Here is an 18181-nt window from a genome sequence, read left to right as displayed (position 1 = left end):
GGCAAACCTAGGTATCCAGGCGCCGAAGAGAAGCGCGTTCTCCGAAATGCTGCATTGCAGCATACCGGCGGGCATACATCGTTCCGCCACGGTTCGCCGAAGCCCCGCGGCCCGGTCGACCCGTGATCGCTCAGGCGTCCCGCGGAAGCAGCGCGGCGGGATGCTCCGGCGCGACGACCACGGTGGGCGGGACGGCCGCGTCCGCCGCCAGCGCCTCCGCCAGCGCATCCGGGGCCAGCGTCGCGGCCGCGTCCTCGCCGGGGGCCGCGGGCTCCGGCACGATCTGCACCGTCTCGCTGCGAGGCGGCGCCTCGTTCCCGGCATGCTCGGCGGCCACGCCCGCCACGGCCTCGGGCGCGATCAGGCCGATGCCGGCCGCGTGGTCGGCCATGGCCACGCTGTCGGCGGCGAGCACGAGGCTGGACCCTGCCGCCGCGACGGCGGCCGCGAGCCGAACGATCTCCTCGACCCGCGCGGCGTCGTGCGAGACGTTGCGGATGTAGACCGCCAGCACCCGGCCGGGATGGGCGGCGACGATCTGCGCGTAGACCTCCGGGTCGTGCTGCCCGCTATCGCCGATCAGCACGAACGGCAGGTCCCGGTAGATGCCGAGCATGTGCTCGATCAGCGCGCGCTTGTGGTCGGTGGCCCGGCGCGGCAGCGGGTGCGTCCAGGACAGACCCCATTCCCGCAGGAACAGCACCGGCCCCGCCGGGATGCCGTGGCGCTGGAAGAACTCCGAGAGCATCTCGTAGAGCCCCCAGGGCGCGCGCGAGACGTAGAGCATGGGGTTGCCCTCGGCCCCGCCGGCGCCCGCGTGCAGCGCCCGGTAGAGGGCGGCGACGCCGGGGAAGGCGACGCGGCTCGCGGCATCCTCGACGAACAGCCGCCAGAGCATCTTCAGCTTGTTGGCGACGCCGGTGCGCATCACCGTGTCGTCGATGTCGCTGATCACCACGCAGCGGCTGTCGGGGGGCGGGATGAACACGTCGCCCGCGGCGGGGATCGGCGGGTCTGCCTCCAGCAGGAGGTCGACGCTGCGCCAAGCGCCGTCGCCGGCAGGAACCGCCTGCGGGCGCAGGTGGACGCGGAAGTAGCCGTCCCGATCGGTGACGACCCGGGTCTCGGCCCCGCCGAACCGGGCGGTGATGGCGGCGTCGGCGACCTTGCGGCGGGCGATCCGGCGGCGCACGTCGCGCCACTGCGCGCGCAGCGAGTCCGGATCCTCGCCGGGGATGTCCGGGGATTGACGGAAGACCCGGCCGATCAGGAAGATCTCGTCGCAGGAGCCGTAGCCGCGATAGGGCTCGACCACGAGGCCGCCGCGCCCCTGGGCGCGCCGGACCGGGCGGGTGACGACCCGCAGCGCCTTGCGCGCACCCCTGCCGAGCCGCGTGGCCATGCCCCGGGTCCGCCGGCCTCAGGCCTGCGGGAGGTCTGGGGACAGGCCCATGGCGTCGAGCCCCTCTTCCAGCAGGTCGCCCGCGTCGGGCGAGCCGAGCAGCTCGCGCACCGCACCCTCGCCGGCCGCCTCGCGCTCGCGGGCGAAGCGCACCGCCTCGCCCCACTCGGCCGGGTCCATGTCGCCGCGCCCGACGTAGAGCAGGGCCAGGAGCTCCGCCCGGGCGTCGTCGTCGAGGCCGCGGATCAGGCCGCGCACCTCCTCCTCGGTGGCGTCGTCGGTGCCGGAGACGAGGACGTCGGTGGACCCGTCGTCGATCGGGTTCGAGCCCGAATCCGGGTCGGTGTTGCCCTCCTTCACCTCGATGGCCCGCAGGCGCAGGACGATGTCGGTGACGGTGTCGACGGCGAGGTCCATGCGGTGATCTCCTGGTGACGCGCGACGCTGGCGGAGGTCCGGCGCGCGGCGCGGACATCCCAGCCGCGACAACGGACGAGCGGGCGGCGGGTTCTCGGCCGCGGGCCGTATCGGAGACGGCGCCGGAACCATGCGTGGTCCTCGCGCTTCCTGAGGGGCCGGGGCTCGGCTAGAGCCGAACGATCGTCGTGAGAGCCGGGACGACTGTGGCAGTAGACGCGTTTGCTTCGGGAACAGCCGCGACGTGGGAGATCGGTCCGGCCGATACAGTGGAAGGCGAGCGCCGACCGGCCGGGACGTGCGCGACCCGCCCCGTTCCGATCCCCCGACCGGCGCCGCGCAGCCTCTCGCGCCTCGGCGGCCTCTCGCGCCTCGGCGGCCTCCTGGCGCTCGCCGGCGGGCTCGCCATCGTGCCGGGACTCGCCGGACCCGCCTCCGCGCAGGCCCGGGCACAGGGTTATTCCGGCGGCGCGCCGACCTGCTACCGCACCGGGGGCGGCACCCTGGAGATCTGCCGGGACGGCTCGGAGGCCGAGGGCGTCCTGATCGCCCCCGCGCCCTGCGCCTTCGTGCGCGGGGTGCAGATCCTGCGGCTCACGCGCGGCGAGCCGGCGGGCGCGCTCCAGGCGGTGTTCCAGGGCCAGAGCCCGCTGGCCGAGCGGCGGCGGGAGGATCCCTGCCCGGCGCGCCGCGCCACCGACCCCCGGGACGGCGGCGCCCTGCGCACGGGCAGCAGCCCGGACCAGCTCGCCACGACCCTGCCGCCCAGCGCCGACCGGTTCTGGGTGGACCTGCCCGCGGCGCGCGAGCGCCGCCGCGGTCGCCGCGACCCCGAGCCGGCGACATCCGCGCCCGAGGGCATCGGTCCGCGCGACCCGATCGCCGTCGCCGGCCGCGACTGGGCCGGGGAGGCCTACGCCTACGTCTTCCTGCTGGGGCAGGAGGCCGCCGGCGGCGCGGAGGCCCGGGAGGAGCCGCCCGGGGAGCCCCGCAGGACGCGGCGCGGGCGTCGTCGGGCCGCGCGGGAGACCGCCCCGGAACCGGCGGTGCCGGCCCAGCGCCGGCGCGTGCAGATCGAGGCCCGAACCCTCGACTTCGCGCGGTTCGAGATCCGCACGCGCGGACCGGGGGGCTACGGCCTCGCATGGACCCCGTTCGAGCCCGGCGGCCGCCGGTCCGAGGCACCGAGCCCCGCCCCCGTGCTCGACGAGGCGGGCAAGCCCGTCGCCGGCGCCTGCGCGGCGCCCGCCTTCGAGACGCAGGGGCTCGCCGGCTCGATCAGCGTGGTCGAGCGCACCTACCACTACTTCTACACCGACGTGCTGCCCGAGGATTGCGGCCTGCCGCCGGAGAAGCGCCGCACCGCCCTCTACCTGCGCACCGCCACGGACCTCGCCGCGCCGAAGGTCTGGTCGAGCGCCCGCAAGCTGCTGGACCCGCTGCCGCCCAACACCCTGGTGCGGGTCGCCCGCGCCAAGGGCCTTCAGCGCTGGGCGGTGTCCTATACCTGCCAGCGGCCGGCCAACGCCCCGGGCGGTCCCGTCGCCGACATCTGCCTGCAATACACCGCCGACCTCAGCCTCGACGGCATCGGCGCGCTGAAGCTCTACGCCGAGCCCGTCGAGGCCGGGCGCTCGCCGGCCTATCTCGGCCTGCGCTCGGGCGGCGACGGACGCGGGCGGTTCGACCGCAGCGCGCATTTCTGGATGACCGACGCCTACGGCAACCTCGACGCGCCGGGGATCTACGCCGGCAAGGGCGGGATGCTGACGTGGCTCGACCAGCTCGCCCCGGCGGCGACCGGCGGCGGCGGGTCGAGCCTCTACGGGCGGCCGGTCTACTGGGGTACGTGGAGCGTGCGTCAGGTGAGCGCGCCATAGGACGCCACGGGCGCTATATGAGCGCCCGAACCGCCCCGCGGGGCACCCCGAACGCGCCCGATGGACAGCCACATCGACCTCTGGTTCGCCGCGAGCATCGTGGTGATCTCGCTGCTGCTCTCGGCCTTCTTCGCCGGCGCCGAGACGGCCTTCACCGCCGCCTCGCGGGCGCGGATGCACGCGCTGGAGCAGGCGGGCGACCCGCGCGCGGCCATCGTCAACCGCATCCTCGCCATCCGCGAACGCTTCATCGGCGCGATGCTGATCGGCTACAACATCGTGGCCATCGGCGCCTCGGCCTTCACCACCAGCGTGCTCACCGCCCTGTTCGGCAAGAGCGGCGTGCTCTACGCGACAGTGGGCATGTCGGTGCTGGTGATCGTCTTCGCCGAGGTGCTGCCGAAGACGCTCGCCATCTCGAAGCCGGACCGGGCGGCGCTGCTCACCGCCCGTCCGGTCGCTTTCGCGGTGGCGATCCTGGGGCCGCTCGCCATCGCCATCGAGCACGTGGTGCGGCTGATGCTGCGGCCGTTCGGCGTCAGCATCGGCGAGCACCGGTCGATCCTCACCGCCGCCGAGGAGATCCGGGGCCAAGTGGCGCTGCTGCACCGGGAGGGCGGCGTGGCCAAGGCCGAGCGCGACATGCTCGGCGGCCTGCTCGACCTGTCGGACCTCACCGTCTCCGAGGTGATGGTCCACCGCACCAAGATGCGAGCGATCGACGCCGATCAATCCTCCGAGGACATCGTCCGCGCCGTGCTCGCCTCGCCCTACACTCGCATGCCCCTGTGGCGGGGCACGCCGGAGAACATCGTCGGCGTCCTCCACGCCAAGGACCTGCTGCGGGCGCTCGACGCGGCGGGCGGCGACCCGTCCGGGCTCAAGGTCGAGGCGCTGGCGCTGGAGACGTGGTTCGTGCCGGGCACCACCTCCCTGCGCGCCCAGCTCAAGGCGTTCCTCGCGAAGAAGACCCACTTCGCGATGGTGGTGGACGAGTACGGCGAGGTGATGGGCCTCGTCACCCTGGAGGACATCCTGGAGGAGATCGTCGGCGAGATCGCCGACGAGCACGACGTGGCGGTCTCCGGCGTGCGGCCCCAGGGCGACGGCTCGGTCAACGTCGACGGCGGCGTGCCGATCCGCGACCTCAACCGGGCGATGGACTGGAACCTGCCCGACGCGGAGGCGACCACCATCGCCGGCCTCGTCATCCACGAGGCCCGCACCATCCCCGACCAGGGCACCGCCTTCAACTTCCACGGCTTCCGGTTCCACGTGGTGCGCAAGGCCAAGAACCGGATCACCACGCTGCGGATCACGCCGCTCGGCGCCGGCGGGCAGGTCGCGCAGGCGGCCGGGCCGCCGCCGGAGGCCTCGGGCGGCCGTCCCTGAGGGCTCGGGTCGTCCGCCCCCGACGCGCGTCGCCTCACAGGCCCGGCGCGCGGCGCGCGCGGCCCGAGAGGGCGAGGGCGGCGACCGCCAGCGCCAGCGGCACGAAGGAGACCCAGAGGACCGTGTTCCAGCCGTAGCCCGTCAGCAGACCCCCGGACGAGAACGAGCCGAGGGCGACCGTGCCGAACACGATGAAGTCGTTGACCGACTGCACGCGCGTGCGCTCCTCCGGCCGGTGGCACTCCAGCACCAGGGCCGAGGCGCCGACGAAGCCGAAGTTCCAGCCGAGGCCGAGCAGGATCAGCGACAGCCAGAAATGGGCGACGTCGATGCCCCCCAGGCCGACGAGCGCGGATGCGCCGATCAGGACGAGGCCGGCCGCCACCACCCGCGGGGCACCGAAGCGGGTGATCAGACGCCCGGTGACGAAGCTCGGGGCGTACATGGCGATGACGTGCCATTGCAGGCCGAGATTGGCGTCCTCCTGCGCGTGGCCGCACAGCCGCATCGCCAGCGGGGCGGCGGTCATCACGAAGTTCATCAGCAGGTAGGACACCGCCCCGCAGATCACGGCGACGACGAAGCGCGGCTGGCGCAGGATCTCGGACATCGGGCGCCCCTCGGAGCACCCCTCCGTGCGCCCCTCCGTGCGTCCTTGGGGGCGTCCGCCCAGGGCGCTCTCCGCCGGGGGCCGGGGCAGTCGGACGCCCGACAGGACCGCGGCGGCCAGGGTCGCGACCGCCGCCTGCGCCAGGAAGCTCGCCGCGAACAGGTAGGGCGTCCACAGGTTCATCGTGTGGGTGACGAGCTGCGGGCCGATCACGCCGCCGAAGACCCCGCCGGCCATCACCGCGGACAGGGCCCGCGGCCGCCGCGCCGCGGGCACGCAATCGGCCGCGGCGAAGCGGAACGTGAAGACCACCGCGGCGTAGGCGCCGCCGAAGACCATCGCCGCGCAGAACAGCCAGAAGTTCGCCGCCACGATCGCCCAGGCCGAGAGCAGCCCGACGAGCACGCCGCACCCGGTGCCGGCCATGAACGCGGCGCCGCGGCCGTGGCGCCGGGCGATGGCGCCGGCGGGCAGGGTGCAGGCCGACATGCCGACGACGAAGATCGAGATCGGCAGCGTCGCCAGGGTCTTGCTCGGCGCGAGCATGTCCCCGACGACCGCGCCCGTGGCGAACACCACGGTCGAGTTCGCGCCGCCGAGCGCCTGCGCGACGGCGAGCCGCACCACGTTGCCGGCCCCGGAACGGGCACCGGACCCGGCGGCGCGGCCTGTGGCGGCGGGCGGCGGACTGTCTGCGACGTCGGACATCGGGTCTCTCCGGCGGGGGCGGTCGTGTCGTGTGGCGGATCGGCCCATTCGGACATACCGGAACGATCGCTGTCCGTATCTCGACGAGGCGCCAGAGGATGTAGAACTCCGGACACGGGAGACCGGGATGACCTGGGAGCCCCTCGCGGTGCCGCCCGACGCGGCGGCGCCGCACCCGATCACCGCGCGGGCGCAACCGATCCCGGTGCGGCGCACCTTCGCGGAGCACGCCCACCGCCGGCACCAGATCGTCTACGCGGTCTCCGGGGTGCTGACGGTCGCGGAGGAGGGCCGCTCCCTGGCGATCTCGGCGGAGGAGGCGGTCTGGCTGCCGACCGGGGCGCAGCACCGGGTAGGGTCGCTGCTCGGCGCCGCGTTCCGCAGCCTGTGAATCGCCGATGTCCCTGGGCCGCGGCCTCGCCGAGCAGCCGACGGTGTTCGCCGTGTCGCCGCTGCTGCGCGCGCTGATCCTGGAAGCGGTCGCCGTCGCCGGGGAACCGGATCCCGACGGCTATACCGAGCGGGTGACCGCCCTGATCCTCGACCAGGTGCGGCGTGCGCAGCCCCTGCCGGGCGCGCTGACCTGGCCGCGCGGCGGCCCCCTGGTCGGCCTGTGCGAGGCGGTCTACGCCGATCCCGCCGACCCGCGGGGCCTTGAGGATTGGGGCCTCGCCCTCGGCCTGTCCGGGCGAACGCTCGCGCGACGCTTCGCGGACGAGGTCGGGATGAGCCTGCGCGCGTGGCGGCGCCGGGCAGGCCGGACCGATCGATGATCCGCCCGCGCGCCGCGACGGCTGGCCCCCGTCAGGGGCTTCGCCTCACGGAATCTGCCACTTGGCCTTGTGTGGCACGATGAACATGCGGTTGACCCCTTCGGGGCTCTTCACCGGCCGGAAGGTGTAGGTCGCGGTCCCCGTGATGCCCTTGTACTTGCCGGTGCCGCCGAGGAACGTATGCGTGCCGCCCTTGGCGTCCGCCTCGTAGTCCGAGAAGACCTGATCCCCGTCGCCGTCCACGTCCACGCAGGTGCCGCGGCTGCGGACCTCGCTGCCCGTGGCGTCGCGCGTCCCGAGGCAGCGCGTGCCCATGTTGTTGAACATGGGGCCGCCCTCGTCGTTCGTGGTGATGCCGGTGAGATCCTGGGTGGCCACGGTCCTGTCGCCGAGCTTCATCGTGGTCACCGCGGCGGCGGTGTAGGCCGTCGTGTAGGCGGTCTCCCCGGATTTCGGCATCTCGGCGCCCTGCGCGCCGGCGGCGAGACAGCAGCCGAACAGAGCGGGCAGAAATCGATTGCTCACGGGTCGCTCCTCCCTGGTTTCGTCGGAATGCCGCCGGACGACAGCTCTATTCGCCGCGCCACGACCGGAAGAACCGTCATCCGACTCGGGAGTACATGACATCCTGCTTCCGCGAAAATTTCAATCGTTTTCCGAACCGCGCGATCACAGCATTGATAGAAGACATTCGATAGACAATTATGCCACGATGCTGGGTACGCAACGCATTATCTTCGAATTTTATATATTTTATATCCCGATCATCGAAATGATTGAATTTATAAATCTCGATTTGGATTAGTATTATTGCGCGCAAAATCTGCCGACGATCTCTCCTCGACAGGATGTACGACGACATCGACAGCACATCGCCGAACCACGCGAGCCGAGGCAGGGGCGAGCGGTCGCGACACGATGCACGCCGCGGACGACGAATCCGACCGTGCCTCGCTCCGAAGGATCGAGGACACCGCCGTCCGGCACCGGCTTCCGGGAACGGCGGTCGCCGCGCGCGGCGCCTCCCGGCGTAGCCGTCAGGCCGGCATCGCCTCGAGGCCCTGGGCCCGGATCCAGTCGCGGGTCCGGTCGAGGGCGCGGGTCAGCCGGTCGAACAGGGCGTCGATCTCGTCGGGGGCGATGATCAGCGGCGGGCAGACCGCGACCCGGTCCCCCGCCAGAGGGCGCACGATCAGGCCCTCGCCCTGCGCGAACGCCACGCAGCGGGCGGCCACCCCGGCCTTCGGGTCGTACTGGCGCTTGCTCGCCTTGTCGGCGACGATCTCCAGGCCGCCGATCAGGCCGATGCCCCGCGCCTCGCCGACGATCGCGTGGTCGGCGAGCGCCGCGAGCCGGGCCTGGAACTGCGGGGCTTTGGACGCCGCACCCTCGACGATCCGGTCGCGGCGGTAGATCTCGATCGTCTTCAGCGCCACCGCGCTGGCCACCGGATGCCCGGAATAGGTGGTGCCGTGGCCGAAGGTGCCGAGCTTCTCGCTCTGGGCCACCAGCACGTCGTAGAGGGCCGGATCGACGCTGAGGCCGCCGAGGGGCACGTAGCCCGAGGTCACCGCCTTGGCAAACGACAGGCTGTCGGCGCGCATGCCGAGAGCCTGCCCCCCGAACCACGTGCCGAGCCGGCCGAAGCCGCAGATCACCTCGTCGGCGATCAGCCGCACCTCGTATCGCGCCAGCACCGCCTGGATCGCCTCGAAATAGCCCCGCGGCGGCACGATCGCGCCGCCCGCACCCATCACCGGCTCGGCGATGAAGGCGGCCACGGTCTCCGGTCCCTCGCGCAGGATCGTCTCTTCGAGGTCGGCCGCGAGGCGGGCGGAGTAGGCCTCCTCGCTCTCGCCGGGCTCGGCCCCGCGGTAATGGTGCGGCGTCGCCACGTGCAGGAAGCCCGGCAGCGGCAGGTCCCAGTCGGCGTGGTTGGCCGTCAGCCCGGTCATCGAGGCGCTGGCGACCGTCACACCGTGATACCCCTTCAGCCGCCCGATGATTTTTTTCTTATTGGGCCGACCGAGCGCGTTGTTGTAGTACCATGCCAGCTTGACCTGCGTGTCGTTCGCCTCCGAACCCGAAGAACAGAAAAAGATCTTCGAGGTCGGGATCGGCATCAGCTCCTTCAGCGTCTCCGCGAGCTCGATCGCCGGGTCGTGGCTGCGGCCGGAGAACAGGTGGCCGAAGGGCAGGCGGCCCATCTGCGCGCGGGCGGCCTCGGCGAGTTCGGCGTTTGAGTAGCCGAGCGCCGTGCACCACAGCCCGGCCATCCCCTCGATGTAGGGCCGCCCCTCGGTGTCGTAGACGTGGACGCCGTCGCCGCGCTCCAGCACCAGCGGGCCGGTTCCGCGGTGCGCCGACAGGTTGGTGTAGGGGTGGAGCAGGGTTTCGACGTCGCGGGTCGCGAGATTCGAGAGCATGCGGGGGCTCGGCGCGCGAGGAGGGACGCCGCCACACTACCGACCCGATGGCCCCGCAGATAGGCCGGCGCACCCGCCTCCGGCCGCCGCCGGACGCATGCCGGACCCGTGACGCCCCGCATGATCGCCCCCGAGACCATCGTCGCCCACCCGGCCGCCGGCCGCGCCTGCGGCGCCTGCACCCTGTGCTGCAAGGTCTACGACGTGCCCGCCGTCGACAGCGTCGCCGGGCAGTGGTGCCGCCACACGCGGGCGGGGCAGGGCTGCGCCATCCACGCTACCCGGCCCGACCATTGCCGGGCCTTCCACTGCCTGTGGATGACCGAGACTTGGCTCGGGCCGGAATGGAAGCCCGACCGGTCCAAGATGGTGCTCAGCCTGGACCCGCTCAGCCGCAACATGAACGTGCAGGTCGATCCCGGGCAGTCGGGGGTGTGGCGGCGCGAGCCCTATTACGGGCAGCTCAAGCGCTGGGCCGCGGCCTCGGCGCCGCTGCGCCGGCACGTGCTGATCCACGTCAACAAGACCACCACCGTGGTGCTGCCCGACCGCGACGTGGCCCTCGGAATCGTGGCGCCGGACGAGCGCATCGTCACCCGCGAGCGGATGACGCCGCAGGGACCGAGCTTCGAGGTGGAGAAGGTCCGCGCCGCCTGATTTTTTCGGGACTCATGCCGGGGGTGCAACCGGATGCGCGGGTTCGGTAGCGCGGCCGTCTTGCGGCGGTGCCGGCTTTGGCGGAAGGGTCGGCCATGACCTCCGCCGCGCAGCCCGGGACCACGGTCCACGACTTCACCGTCCGCGCCGCGGACGGCAGCCCCTACCCGCTGGCCCAGCATCGCGGCCGGGTGCTCCTGATCGTCAACACCGCCTCGCGCTGCGGCTTCACCCCGCAATATGCCGGGCTGGAGTCCCTCTGGCGGTCCCACGGCGACGCCGGGCTCACCGTGCTCGCCTTCCCCTGCAACCAGTTCGGCGCGCAGGAGCCGGGCGATGCCCGCGCCATCGGCGAGTTCTGCTCGCTGACCTACGACGTCACCTTCCCGGTGCTCGCCAAGGTGGCGGTGAACGGCGCCGACGCCGAGCCGCTCTACGACCATCTCACCCGCGCGCGCCGCGGGCTGCTCGGCACGCGCGCGATCAAGTGGAATTTCACGAAGTTCCTCGTCGGCCGCGACGGGCGGGTGATCGCCCGGTTCGGATCCTCGACGCGCCCGGCCGGACTGGAAGACAGGGTCCGCGCGGCCCTGTCCGAGCCGCGAGGCTCGGGCGCGCCCTGATCGCCGGGCGCTGAGCGCTCCGAGCTCAGGCCCGCGGGCCGAACGCCTCGATCCGTCGACGCGTCGCGCAGCGCGGCGGCGGCCGCACCGCGTCTCGCGCGCGGAGCAGGCCGCGCAGCCCGCCGGTACGGGTCGCCCGCACCGCATCCCGCAAGATCCCGGTCAGGAACCGCGTCTCCGCGATGTCGCGCAGGATCCTGTCCGAGGCTCCACCGATCAGCGCGCGTCTCTCCAGGTTCGACAACGCCTCGAACAGATCTTGGCGCGCGTCGAATCCCGCCGAATACCGCGCGCGGCCGACGATCGAGGCGAGTTCTGCTCGGAAAAGGCCCTCTCTGGACTGATCGGCGGACATCGTATAGAGTTCTCGGCTGACATCACGGTTCTAATACAATCACGACAGGAAAGGCCAGCCGGCAATGACGCGGGGGTGCAGCGAGTCCGGGAATGTTGCGCAATTGCATCTGCGCACTTCGCCCGTGCGCGGGGACCGGGCGTGAACGGCATCGCGCTGGCCGCGATGCTCGCGATGGCCGGCCTGTGGCTCGGGCTGCTGGCGGCCGCCATCTTCGCCGGAGGTCCGATCCTGACGGGCCTGTTCGCGCTCACGAGCGCGGCGATGGTCGTGCGCCGCGACTGGTTCGCCTGAGGCGCCCGCTCGAGAGACGCCCGCTCAGGCGCAGGCGGCGATCATCCCGGCGGCGGCCTCGAACTCGGCCCGGCGGGCGGCGAGCCGCGCCTCCGCCTCGGCGTCGCGTCCCCAGACCGCCGCCTGGTAGGTCTCGTCGACGTGGGCGGCCTCCCACGCCTCGGCGGGGTCGAGCCGCCCGTGCAGGACGGCCAGGGCGAGGAGCAGCGATCCGGACAGGGTGGTGAGGGTGTGCAGGGCCGCGAGCCGGAACGGGTCCTCGACCGCGGCGACCGCCTCCGACAGGGCGCGCACCGTCTCCGGGGGCTGGGTCACGTGCATCACGCCCTCGCTGAGGATGAGGCGGGCGCCGAGCGCGTCCCGCGCCCAGGCCAGCACCGGGTCCCAGGCCGCCGCCTGCGCCGCCACCAGCCGCTCGGGCTCGCCCGCCCGGTAGGCGAGGAGATCCGTGCCCGCGTAGGCCGCGAGGTCGGCCGCCACCGCCGCGCGGCGCGGCGCGACGCCGTCGATGGCGGTGTTGGCGAGGCGGGTGAGCGGCATCGTCGCCGGGTCGATCGCCTCGACCTGCCGGCCCCACTCCGCCGCCACCCGCTCGGCGAGCGCCGGCGTCGGCAGGACCAGAGGATGGCGCGCCGGGGTGTTGGCCGGCCGGCCGTCGAGGGTCAGGCGAAAACCGCCCGGGTCCGGCGCAAAGCCGGCCTCGGTGTAGAAGCGGCGGGGCAGGGCGGGGCGCGCGTGGCCGCGGGCCGCCCGGACGGGGTCGGGGCGGCTCCCGTCGCCCGAGTCTCCCAGCCAGTCTCGCGTCGCGTCGCTCATGCCCCGCAGATAGGCGCTCGCGCGGCGGCGCGCGAGTCCCGCGGGCTTCGCGGCGACGCACCGAGCGTACCGCGCCCTCCGGCGGTCAGCCGCGCTGCGGGGCCGGGCCGACGCCGGCCGGGAACAGCCCGTCCAGGGCGCCGGCCGTCTCCACCACGGTGACCGCGCCCGCGCCGTAGAGGGCGCCCGGCGGGTGGTAGCCCCAGGCGACGCCGATCGCCACGGCGCCGGCCGACACGGCCATGGCCATGTCGAAGGTGGTGTCGCCGACCATAACCGTCGCGTCGGGCGTCGCGCCCGCCTCGGCCATCGCCTGGAGCAGCATGGCCGGGTCGGGCTTCGAGGGCGCGTCGTCGGCCGATTGGGTGGTGACGAACCAGTTCTCCCAGCCGTAATGCTCCACCAGCCGGTCGACGCCCCGGCGCGACTTGCCGGTGGCGAGGCCCATCAGGACGTCGTCGCGGGCGCGCAGGCGATCGAGCAACTCGGCCATCCCCGGGAACAGCGGCTCCTCGTAGCTGGGATCGACCCGAAGCCGATTGTAGGCGCGCTTGTAGCTCTCCGACAGCGCCTCAATCGGCCCGTCCTCGCCCACGAGGCGCCGGAACGCCTGCGGCAGCGACAGGCCGACGACCGACAGCGCCTCGCGCCGGCCGGGGGCGGGCAGGCCGTTCTCGGCGAAGGCCTCGCCCTGGGCGGCGACGATGAGGTGCTGGCTGTCGACGAGGGTACCGTCGACGTCGAAGACGACGAGCTTCATGGGACGACAGGTTTCATGTGCCGTGCGGCGCGGGCCGCCGAGCCGCCGGGCGGCGCCTCACGGCCGGCGTCCCGGGTGCGGGGCCGCGGCGCCCGGCACCTGAGCCGGGGGCAACCGGGTTCGCTCGTAGCCGAGCCGGCAGCGGATCAGGAAGCGGCGCCGCCGGCCGCCGTAATAGCCCCGCTGGTGCGAGGCGCGGTTGCAGGCGGCGTAGGAGCGCCGCCGCCGCGTGCCCGTGCCGGCCGCCGCGGGCTTGGCCGGATCCGCCTTGGCCGGATCCGGCCGCGGCGGCTCCGGCCGGGCAGGCGCCTCCTTCGACGCTTCCTTGGAAGGCGATGCCTTCTCCGGCCGCGGCGCGTCGCCCGGCGCGGCGTGCGCGTCGAGCCCGGTCAGGCACAGGGCGGCGAGACAGGCCAGCGTCGCGAGCTTCATGCGTCAGGGTCTCGACCGTCGGATGGCGCCCCTCGGTATCCGGCGAGGACGAAGGGACGGACCAGCATATGAGGCGACCGCCGCCGTTGCCAAGGCGCCGGCCCCCCGAGCCGGTTGCGGCGCGGGGCGGCCATCGGCCCGATCCGGCCGTCGACGGCGCGCGCGTGCCGCCGCCCGCCCCGTCGACGCCCGTCCTCAATCCTCCGGCGCGTCGACCACGGGATCGTAGCGGGCCGCGTCGAAGCCCAGCAGGTTCCAGCTCTGGGCCATGTGCGGCGGCAGCGGCGCGCTCACGTCCACCGGCCGGCCGGTGCGGGGGTGCGGGATCACGATGCGGCGAGCGAGCAGGTGCAGCCGGTTCTGGATCCCCCCCGGCAGTTCCCAGTTCTCGACGGAAAAGTATTTGGGATCGCCGACGATCGGGTGGCCGATATGGGCGGCGTGGGCGCGGAGCTGGTGCGTTCGACCGGTGACCGGCTTGAACGACAGCCAGGACAGCTTCTGCGCCGCCTGATCGACCATCGCGTAGTAGGTCAGCGCGTGGCTCGCGCCCTCGTCGCCGTGCCGGGCGACCCGCATGCGGGCATCGGCATCGGTCGGCTCCTCCTTGGCGAGGTAGGTCGAGACCCGGCCCTGGCGCACCCGCGGCACGCCCGCCGTCAGCGCCCAGTAGATCTTGCGCGCGGCCCGCGAGCGGAAGCTCTTGGCCAGCGTCGCCGCCGCGAGACGCGTCTTGGCGACGATCAGGCAGCCGGCGGTGTCCTTGTCGAGGCGGTGGACGAGGCGCGGCTTCTGCCCGTCCGGCCCGGTGAGCGCCGCGAGCAGCCCGTCGACGTGGCGCACGGTGCCCGATCCGCCCTGGACCGCGAGGCCGAACGGCTTGTTCAGCACCATCATCTCCGCGTCCTCGTAGAGGATCAGCGAGCGGAGGAAGGCCGCGTCGTCGGCCTCGCGGGCCGCGCTGCGCGGGCGCTCGGACGGCTGGTCGAGGCGCAAGGGGGGCACGCGCACGCTCATGCCCGGCTCGAGCCGATCGTTCGGCTTGGCGCGCTTGCCGTCCACGCGCAGCTCGCCCTTGCGGACGATGCTCTGAACGCGCGTGAACGGAAGCTGCGGGAACCGGGCGGTGAGGAAGCGGTCGATGCGCATCCCCGCCTCGTCCGCCTCGACCGTCAGGGTCTGCACCCCGGAGGCCAGGGTCTCGGAGGCCGCGGCGCGCTGCTCCCGCCGGGTCGGGCCGGCGGGTTGTGCGGGCTTCTTGGGGGTCCTGGCGGGTTTGCCGGCGGCGGGCTTCGATTGGGCGGCCTTGGCCGGTCGGGAAGGGCGCTCTCCATCCTCGACCGCTCGCGGGATCCACGGCGCGCGCTCGCCCGCATCCGCGCCGCGGACCTTGGCGGCGCGCTCGGCAGCGTCGCGGGCGCTGGTGCGCGGGCCGGTGCGCGGCCGTCCGGCGGTGGGGGCGCCGGGCCGCGGGCCGGGGCGGCCCTTGGGCCCGTTCGGGCCGCGGGGAGGGGGGCGTGTGGTCATCGCTGCTGCTGCCGGGGGTCGCCCGGCCTCTAGCACCGGGCGCCGCGAGCGGCAAAGGCGCGGGCCGGGATCGACCTCTTCGACTGAGTTGCGTCCCACCGTCTACGCCGTGGTCCGCTCAACGATCGTGTCCGGGCAGCGCGTGCTGCGAAACCGGCCTCTACGGCGCGGGCAGCGTGCCGGGGCGCAGATGGGCGAGCATGTGCGCGACGTAATCCGCCTTGCCCAGCTCGACACCCTGCGCCCGCAAGATCGTGTAGGCGGCCATCACGTGGAAGTAGAACTGCGGCAGAGCCCAGTCGCGCGCGTACTGCTCGGCCGTCAGGTCGAACACCATGCCTTGCGGCAGCGCGTGCGCGATCGGCGTCGCGGGGTCGACCGCGGGCATGTCGGCGGCGGCTTCCTCGACCGCGGCCACGGTCTCGGCGATCCTGGCCCGCGCCTCGGCGATCGAGCCGGGACGGTCGGCCCCGTTGCGACCTTCCTCCAGCAGGACGGCCACCGGGGGCGGAAACGCTTCCCCGCGCAACCGATACACGCCTTCCAGCGCCTGCACGCACGCGAACCGGATCTGGGTGGACAACGGGAACATGTCGGGGGCCAGGCGCGCGGCGAGAAGGGCCTCCGCCACGCCGTCCGGCCTCTGCGCGTCGGCTTTGCCGAGCCAGGACGACAACGCTCCCAGCATCTGCAGGTAGGTGGGTACGAGGACGTCGGACAGGGTCATGGCTTCATCGTCGCCGTTGATAGGCCGAGCCGGCCTTCGCGACCCGGTCTATGTCGACCTGAGCGCCTGCGCCATCCCGCATGCGATGAGGCAAAAGCGATCTGCTGGCGTGATCGCCCTTGGGCGTGCCGAAACGCTTGTTGGCCGTCCCTTCAGGACGGAAAGCTGCCGTCGAGCCACCGCATCGTTTGAACCGAGAAACGACCGAGCCGCCGCAGCACCTCAGAACCGCGCCGTCAGAAACAGACGCACGTTGCGCCCCGGCAGCAGGATCTCGTCCTTCTTGAACGAGGCCGAGTTGCGGATGTCGTCGTTCAGCAGGTTGCGGCCCTGGACGCCGAGGGTGATCGCGCTCGCCCCGTAGACCTTCGGATCGACGGGCTTGGTGTAGCTCAGCTCCGCGCGCAGGTCGTCGTAGCCCGCGGTCGGCGTCTCGAACACGGCCGTGGCCTGGTGCGCGAAGGCGTGGAGCAGGTTCACCCGGGCGAACCAGCCGTCGGCGCGCAGGTAGACGCCGCCGCCGAGGCGGTAGGGCGGGATGCGGGGCACGTTGGTGCCGTTGTCGAACTGGGCGCGCACGAAGTCGAACTGCGCCTCGACGCCCGCGAAGCCGTTGCCCACCGGCACGAGATCGTACTGGCCGATGATCTCGGCGCCGTAGAAGGTCGCGTTCTGCTGCTGGTAGACCACCTGCCGCAGCTCGTCGCCGCTCCCGCACGTGGCGAAGTCGTCGTCACACAGGAGACCGGTATAGTTCCGGTAGATGAAGCCTGTGTAGCGGGTGTAGTAGCCGGTGGCGTCGAAGCGGAACGGGCCATCGGCGCGGCGGATGCTGGCCTCGACGGTGCGGGCGCGCTCCTTCTTGAGGTTCGGGTTGCCGATCTCGAAGGTGGCGGTGGCGTCGTGCGGACCCTGCGAGAACAGCTCGTAGCCGGTCGGCCCGCGCTCGACGTAGGAGCCGTTGAGGCTCGCCACGAAGCCGTAGGGCAGGTCCTGGAGCGCGCCGATGCTGGCGCTCTTCGGGGCGAAGCGGCGGGTGCGGGGGTAGAGGAACGGCTCGTCCTGGCCCTCCACCGGGGCGTAGCCGGCCGGGAACTGCGCGGCGGTGCTCGACAGGCGGTCGACCTCGTAGCGCCCGGCCGCTTGCAGGCGGGTGCCGGGGCGGACCTCCAGCTCCTCGAACAGGTACACGGCATTGGCCCGCGACTCGGTCTTGGGCAGGAACGATTCGAGCTGGCTGTTGATCACCCGTCGATCGGACTGGAAGCCGAGCGCGCCGGTGAGCCGGCCGAACTCCGTGACGACCGGCACGTGCTGGAACTCCAGCCGACCCTCGGCCTCGCGGTTCTTGAAGATCGCCTGGACGCCCTCGACCCCGTCCTCGCCGATGCCGACCTCGTTGTGGCGGTAGACCGAGTAGCCGGCCCAGTAGCGGATCACCTCGATCGGCCCATCGAGCGGCCGGTACTCGCCGCGGGACAGGACCCGGTCCTGGTTCGGGGTGAGGCGGGTGCGGTCCCGCTCGGCGACGCCGCCGGGGATCGCGTAGATTGCGTCGTAGTGGCTGAACGAGATGCCGACGAAGCCGCGATCACCGATCGCCGAGATGCCGACCGCGCCGCCCTGCGATTCGGTGTAGGAGTTGCGCTGGATGCCGCCGGGGATGGCGTAGCTGTCGGTGGCGGTCTTGAACCCGTCGGCGTGGACGGCGAACCCGTCGTGGCCGGCATCCACCGTGGCCGCGCCCAGGCGGCCGTTGTCGACGCTGGTGAAGCCGGTCGTGACCTGCCCCTGCACGCCGTTCCGGGGAATGAAGGTCGGCACCCGGTTGTTGTCGGCCGAGACCACGCCGCCGATCGCGCCCGAGCCGTAGCGCAGGGTGGCGGGGCCGCGGATCACCTCGATCCGGTCCGCGACCAGCGGGTTGACCGGCACCGCGTGATCCTCGCCGAGATCCGAGACGCCGCCGTTGACGATGCCGTTCTCCTGGATGCGCACCCGGGCGTTGTCGAGGCCGCGGATGATCGGCCGCGAGGCCGCCCCCGGGGCGTAGGTCGTCGCCGAGATGCCGGGGCGGTCGGACAGGGCGTCGCCGAGCGTCCGCGGCTGGTCGCGGGCGATCTGCTCCTGGGTCACCACCGTCACGGGGGAGAAGGTGTTGGTCGCCACCGGTAGGACGCCGAACGGAAACGTCGCGTCGGCGGCGACCGCGGGGCGGCTCGGCTGGATCGGGCTCGGCGAGGTCACGCTGATCTCGTCGAGCGTGACCGTCTGCTGCGCCCGCGCCGGGGCGGTGAACCCGAGGCTGACGAGAGCCGGCACGGCGGTGCCTGCGAGGAAGCCGATACGGCGGGAGCGGGTCATCGGGGCACCAGTGTTATA

The 18181-nt window shown here is 72.9% G+C and carries 19 protein-coding genes; 7 read left to right on the top strand and 12 right to left on the bottom strand.

What is annotated here, in order from left to right:
* Positions 1-130: 130 nt before the first annotated feature.
* A complete protein-coding gene (locus tag Q8W71_RS18035) occupies positions 131-1402 on the bottom strand; it encodes an App1 family protein (protein ID WP_305526773.1) in 1272 nt (423 codons plus the stop codon).
* An 18-nt stretch (positions 1403-1420) separates the two neighbouring features.
* Positions 1421-1819, bottom strand: a complete 399-nt coding sequence (locus tag Q8W71_RS18030) for a DUF3775 domain-containing protein (RefSeq protein WP_305526772.1) — start codon at positions 1817-1819, stop codon at positions 1421-1423.
* A gap of 269 nt (positions 1820-2088) precedes the next feature.
* On the opposite strand from Q8W71_RS18030, the gene Q8W71_RS18025 reads away from it, so the two are divergent.
* Positions 2089-3699 carry a hypothetical protein gene (locus Q8W71_RS18025; RefSeq protein WP_370875452.1) on the top strand — a complete coding sequence of 537 codons (1611 nt, stop codon included), beginning with the start codon at positions 2089-2091 and terminating at the stop codon, positions 3697-3699.
* Positions 3700-3759: 60 nt separating this feature from the next.
* Positions 3760-5091, top strand: coding sequence for an HlyC/CorC family transporter (locus Q8W71_RS18020; RefSeq protein WP_305526771.1), 1332 nt, complete (start codon positions 3760-3762; stop codon positions 5089-5091).
* A gap of 34 nt (positions 5092-5125) precedes the next feature.
* On the opposite strand, the gene Q8W71_RS18015 is transcribed toward Q8W71_RS18020, so the two are convergent.
* The gene (locus Q8W71_RS18015) at positions 5126-6409 is read right to left on the bottom strand and encodes an MFS transporter (RefSeq protein WP_305526770.1); all 1284 of its coding nucleotides are present in this window, start codon (positions 6407-6409) and stop codon (positions 5126-5128) included.
* A 127-nt stretch (positions 6410-6536) separates the two neighbouring features.
* Between Q8W71_RS18015 and Q8W71_RS18010 the strand changes: the two genes are divergently transcribed.
* Both Q8W71_RS18010 and Q8W71_RS18005 read left to right on the top strand, forming a co-directional pair.
* Entirely contained in the window at positions 6537-6800 is a 264-nt protein-coding gene (locus Q8W71_RS18010; RefSeq protein WP_305526769.1) for a cupin domain-containing protein, read from the top strand.
* 7 nt (positions 6801-6807) lie between these two features.
* A complete protein-coding gene (locus tag Q8W71_RS18005) occupies positions 6808-7182 on the top strand; it encodes a helix-turn-helix domain-containing protein (protein ID WP_305526768.1) in 375 nt (124 codons plus the stop codon).
* 45 nt (positions 7183-7227) lie between these two features.
* Here Q8W71_RS18005 and Q8W71_RS18000 read toward each other — a convergent pair whose 3' ends face one another.
* A complete protein-coding gene (locus tag Q8W71_RS18000; RefSeq protein ID WP_305526767.1) occupies positions 7228-7707 on the bottom strand; it encodes a hypothetical protein in 480 nt (159 codons plus the stop codon).
* A gap of 512 nt (positions 7708-8219) precedes the next feature.
* Positions 8220-9608 (bottom strand): aminotransferase, encoded by a 1389-nt coding sequence (locus tag Q8W71_RS17995; protein WP_305526766.1) that lies wholly within the window; start codon positions 9606-9608, stop codon positions 8220-8222.
* Positions 9609-9728: 120 nt separating this feature from the next.
* Here Q8W71_RS17995 and Q8W71_RS17990 point away from each other — a divergent pair, with 120 nt between their 5' ends.
* Positions 9729-10265, top strand: a complete 537-nt coding sequence (locus Q8W71_RS17990; RefSeq protein WP_305526765.1) for a hypothetical protein — start codon at positions 9729-9731, stop codon at positions 10263-10265.
* 95 nt (positions 10266-10360) lie between these two features.
* On the top strand, positions 10361-10888 hold the full coding sequence (locus tag Q8W71_RS17985) for a glutathione peroxidase (RefSeq protein WP_305526764.1): 528 nt from the start codon (positions 10361-10363) through the stop codon (positions 10886-10888).
* Between the two features lie 25 nt (positions 10889-10913).
* Here Q8W71_RS17985 and Q8W71_RS17980 read toward each other — a convergent pair whose 3' ends face one another.
* A complete protein-coding gene (locus Q8W71_RS17980) occupies positions 10914-11243 on the bottom strand; it encodes a hypothetical protein (protein WP_305526763.1) in 330 nt (109 codons plus the stop codon).
* Positions 11244-11384: 141 nt separating this feature from the next.
* On the opposite strand from Q8W71_RS17980, the gene Q8W71_RS17975 reads away from it, so the two are divergent.
* A complete protein-coding gene (locus Q8W71_RS17975) occupies positions 11385-11537 on the top strand; it encodes a hypothetical protein (protein ID WP_305526762.1) in 153 nt (50 codons plus the stop codon).
* A 24-nt stretch (positions 11538-11561) separates the two neighbouring features.
* On the opposite strand, the gene Q8W71_RS17970 is transcribed toward Q8W71_RS17975, so the two are convergent.
* The 6 genes from Q8W71_RS17970 to Q8W71_RS17945 all read right to left on the bottom strand — a co-directional run bounded on the left by Q8W71_RS17970 (position 11562) and on the right by Q8W71_RS17945 (position 18163).
* Complete coding sequence (locus tag Q8W71_RS17970) at positions 11562-12353, bottom strand: ATP12 family chaperone protein (protein WP_305526761.1); 792 nt, start codon at positions 12351-12353, stop codon at positions 11562-11564.
* 85 nt (positions 12354-12438) lie between these two features.
* Positions 12439-13113, bottom strand: coding sequence for an HAD-IA family hydrolase (locus Q8W71_RS17965; RefSeq protein ID WP_305526760.1), 675 nt, complete (start codon positions 13111-13113; stop codon positions 12439-12441).
* A 57-nt stretch (positions 13114-13170) separates the two neighbouring features.
* Positions 13171-13545 carry a hypothetical protein gene (locus Q8W71_RS17960; RefSeq protein WP_305526759.1) on the bottom strand — a complete coding sequence of 125 codons (375 nt, stop codon included), beginning with the start codon at positions 13543-13545 and terminating at the stop codon, positions 13171-13173.
* Between the two features lie 195 nt (positions 13546-13740).
* Positions 13741-15072, bottom strand: coding sequence for an RluA family pseudouridine synthase (locus Q8W71_RS17955; RefSeq protein ID WP_305526758.1), 1332 nt, complete (start codon positions 15070-15072; stop codon positions 13741-13743).
* A gap of 160 nt (positions 15073-15232) precedes the next feature.
* Complete coding sequence (locus Q8W71_RS17950) at positions 15233-15799, bottom strand: DUF1993 family protein (protein WP_305526757.1); 567 nt, start codon at positions 15797-15799, stop codon at positions 15233-15235.
* Between the two features lie 222 nt (positions 15800-16021).
* Complete coding sequence (locus tag Q8W71_RS17945; RefSeq protein WP_305526756.1) at positions 16022-18163, bottom strand: TonB-dependent receptor; 2142 nt, start codon at positions 18161-18163, stop codon at positions 16022-16024.
* Positions 18164-18181: the final 18 nt, after the last annotated feature.

Source organism: Methylobacterium amylolyticum, from assembly GCF_030700245.1.
In the GTDB taxonomy this organism is placed as follows: Bacteria; Pseudomonadota; Alphaproteobacteria; order Rhizobiales; family Beijerinckiaceae; genus Methylobacterium.
The sequence above is the reverse complement of the archived record's forward strand: the minus strand, read 5'-3'. Positions and strand labels throughout refer to the sequence as shown.

What these genes read in the sequence shown, in the direction of transcription:
- Q8W71_RS18035 (WP_305526773.1), bottom strand. Translation starts at nt 1,402, where the DNA reads ATGGCCACGCGGCTCGGCAGGGGTGCGCGCAAGGCGCTGCGGGTCGTC.
- Q8W71_RS18030 (WP_305526772.1), bottom strand. Translation starts at nt 1,819, where the DNA reads ATGGACCTCGCCGTCGACACCGTCACCGACATCGTCCTGCGCCTGCGG.
- Q8W71_RS18020 (WP_305526771.1), top strand. Translation starts at nt 3,760, where the DNA reads ATGGACAGCCACATCGACCTCTGGTTCGCCGCGAGCATCGTGGTGATC.
- Q8W71_RS18015 (WP_305526770.1), bottom strand. Translation starts at nt 6,409, where the DNA reads ATGTCCGACGTCGCAGACAGTCCGCCGCCCGCCGCCACAGGCCGCGCC.
- Q8W71_RS18010 (WP_305526769.1), top strand. Translation starts at nt 6,537, where the DNA reads ATGACCTGGGAGCCCCTCGCGGTGCCGCCCGACGCGGCGGCGCCGCAC.
- Q8W71_RS18005 (WP_305526768.1), top strand. Translation starts at nt 6,808, where the DNA reads ATGTCCCTGGGCCGCGGCCTCGCCGAGCAGCCGACGGTGTTCGCCGTG.
- Q8W71_RS17995 (WP_305526766.1), bottom strand. Translation starts at nt 9,608, where the DNA reads ATGCTCTCGAATCTCGCGACCCGCGACGTCGAAACCCTGCTCCACCCC.
- Q8W71_RS17990 (WP_305526765.1), top strand. Translation starts at nt 9,729, where the DNA reads ATGATCGCCCCCGAGACCATCGTCGCCCACCCGGCCGCCGGCCGCGCC.
- Q8W71_RS17985 (WP_305526764.1), top strand. Translation starts at nt 10,361, where the DNA reads ATGACCTCCGCCGCGCAGCCCGGGACCACGGTCCACGACTTCACCGTC.
- Q8W71_RS17980 (WP_305526763.1), bottom strand. Translation starts at nt 11,243, where the DNA reads ATGTCCGCCGATCAGTCCAGAGAGGGCCTTTTCCGAGCAGAACTCGCC.
- Q8W71_RS17970 (WP_305526761.1), bottom strand. Translation starts at nt 12,353, where the DNA reads ATGAGCGACGCGACGCGAGACTGGCTGGGAGACTCGGGCGACGGGAGC.
- Q8W71_RS17965 (WP_305526760.1), bottom strand. Translation starts at nt 13,113, where the DNA reads ATGAAGCTCGTCGTCTTCGACGTCGACGGTACCCTCGTCGACAGCCAG.
- Q8W71_RS17960 (WP_305526759.1), bottom strand. Translation starts at nt 13,545, where the DNA reads ATGAAGCTCGCGACGCTGGCCTGTCTCGCCGCCCTGTGCCTGACCGGG.
- Q8W71_RS17955 (WP_305526758.1), bottom strand. Translation starts at nt 15,072, where the DNA reads ATGACCACACGCCCCCCTCCCCGCGGCCCGAACGGGCCCAAGGGCCGC.
- Q8W71_RS17950 (WP_305526757.1), bottom strand. Translation starts at nt 15,799, where the DNA reads ATGACCCTGTCCGACGTCCTCGTACCCACCTACCTGCAGATGCTGGGA.
- Q8W71_RS17945 (WP_305526756.1), bottom strand. Translation starts at nt 18,163, where the DNA reads ATGACCCGCTCCCGCCGTATCGGCTTCCTCGCAGGCACCGCCGTGCCG.